Annotated in this window: 4 protein-coding genes and 1 pseudogene; all 5 read left to right on the top strand. The window is 62.9% G+C overall.

Going from position 1 to position 1927, the window contains the following annotated elements; translation table 11 throughout:
* A partial coding sequence (locus ACZ4VL_RS40610) for a hypothetical protein (RefSeq protein WP_468211038.1) occupies positions 1-394 on the top strand: 394 nt, incomplete at its 5' end.
* A gap of 302 nt (positions 395-696) precedes the next feature.
* Entirely contained in the window at positions 697-1161 is a 465-nt protein-coding gene (locus ACZ4VL_RS40605) for a hypothetical protein (RefSeq protein ID WP_468121033.1), read from the top strand.
* Entirely contained in the window at positions 1158-1583 is a 426-nt protein-coding gene (locus ACZ4VL_RS40600; RefSeq protein WP_467324937.1) for a hypothetical protein, read from the top strand. Before ACZ4VL_RS40605 ends, ACZ4VL_RS40600 begins: the two co-directional genes overlap by 4 nt.
* Positions 1576-1725 carry a hypothetical protein gene (locus ACZ4VL_RS40595; protein WP_180874325.1) on the top strand — a complete coding sequence of 50 codons (150 nt, stop codon included), beginning with the start codon at positions 1576-1578 and terminating at the stop codon, positions 1723-1725. The genes ACZ4VL_RS40600 and ACZ4VL_RS40595 overlap by 8 nt, the downstream gene beginning before the upstream one ends.
* Positions 1722-1927 (top strand): annotated as a pseudogene (locus ACZ4VL_RS40590) (hypothetical protein); the annotation flags it as partial. The gene ACZ4VL_RS40595 and the pseudogene ACZ4VL_RS40590, both read left to right, overlap by 4 nt.

Here is a 1927-nt window from a genome sequence, read left to right as displayed (position 1 = left end):
GCAATCGGGTTGGACCTGGGCCGATTGTTCGTCCATCGAGGTTGAGGGCTGGATGGATCTGGCGCGCGCAGCCGTAGCCGCCATCCCCGCTAGCCAGCCAGTGCGTGAGCAGCGCGCAGCACTGTGGGTTCAGTTCGCCGAGAACGGCAACATTCAGTTCTTCACGCGAGACCCTGATCGTGCAGTAGAGGAATCCTTCTGCTATGCGCGGCCGCTCACTGCCTATTACGAGAAGCCATTCCCGATTGAGGACCTGTCCAGGTTCAAGGACCTGATTGGTTTCGCTGCATGGCAGGCGATTCAGCTGCCCGAGACTGATCCACGCCGAGATTTCATCCGGCAGAGCGGCGAGCTGATCCGAATTATCGACTCGGTCAAGGAGATTTCCAAGTGAGCGCCCAAGACAAATACAGCTTGCAAGAACGCGGTAGGTTCAAAGCGTGGTAGGATGCCGCTCGCCCGCTCGACGGTTCCGCCTTCCCCTACGAAATCGCATGGGCCGCATGGCAAGCCGCCCTCTCCGCCCAGCCCTCCCCGGCCGGGCAGACTTACGAAGGCCACACATGGGTCAGCGATTACGTGCTGGCGGGCCTCCGCGAGAGTGCCGCACTGCCACTGCAGCTTCGTAATGGAGAGGTCTGGCACTGGCAGGGTGATGGATACGATTTCCCCGAATCTCTGACATGCCCTGTGGTCATGAGCCCGGATACCCTGCGCGCACTGCTCGCCGCCCGCCAGCCGGTGGGGGCCACCGATCAGCAGTACAACTCGGGCGGGATCGAACTGACGGCGTGCCAGTTGCATGAAGCTCTACTGATGGCCGGCAGCCCCGAGCTGGATGTTCCGTTCGAGGATCGAAGCCTTGTCCGGATCTTCTGGACGGAAACAGGCCACAGTGGACGCGGCCTCTACTGCGAATGCGTCGGCGCCGAGGAAGAGGGATGCATCCTGCTGGACGGGTCCGCTCCTGCCATCGGCCAGTCCGCGCACGCCGTGGACCTGGGGCAGTTCCGTACCCAAGTTGCCGAGTTGCTGCGCAGGGAGTTCGACCTGGAAGTCGCGGACCCGGAAGACCAACGCCATGACGATGGTTCGGGCGAAGCCGATCGGATCGCCGGCAAGATCGCCGCCCTGATCGACAGCCAGGCGGTGGGCAAATGAGCCGCCAAGAAACCGCCCTCGCCGCAGTGGTTCGCTATGAGACTTGCGCGAGCGAAATCCGCAGGCTGACGGTGCTGATCGGCGAGGCATTGGCTAGATGTCCGATCACCATCCAAGCCGTCGCAGAGGGCGAAGTTGGCACGCTCAGCCTGTGGGATGGAACGAGGGCCAAGAATCACCTCTATTGGGCGTACCACACGACCACGGACGAAGGTGCGTACTGCTCCGAAAGGCGCCTCAACGAAGGCGAGCAGGAGGAATATTTGAAGGATGAGGACTGCCCTCATTGCCTGGAAGCGTTCCGACTGGTTGGCCTTCGCCGCCAAGCACGCAAGGAATTCGGCTACGCAAAACTCGCCGTGCGCAACATCGGCAAGGCGGAGATACGCAGCCAGCAGAAGCCAGGAGTCGCCCATGGCTGACCAGCTGCTCACCGCTGCAATGGTCCACGTGTTCGCCCTGGCCGGATTTGCGGCCGGCATCGCCACCCTGTGGGCGATCAGCCGCGCATGCCGCGCCGCGCGCAATGGGCTGCGCTGGTGCTGGCGGAGGTGCGCAGCATGATCCACGTCGGAGACTGCCTGGAAGTGATGCGCGGAATGGCCGACAACTCGGTCGACTCCATCGTGACCGATCCGCCCTACGGCTTGTCGTTCATGGGCAAGCGCTGGGATTACGACGTGCCCAGCACCGAGGTGTGGGTCGAGTGCCTGCGTGTGTTGAAGCCTGGCGGACATCTGCTGGCCTTCGCCAGCACCCGCACGCA

This window comes from Streptomyces sp. NPDC029014, from assembly GCF_055564695.1.
The sequence above is the reverse complement of the archived record's forward strand: the minus strand, read 5'-3'. Positions and strand labels throughout refer to the sequence as shown.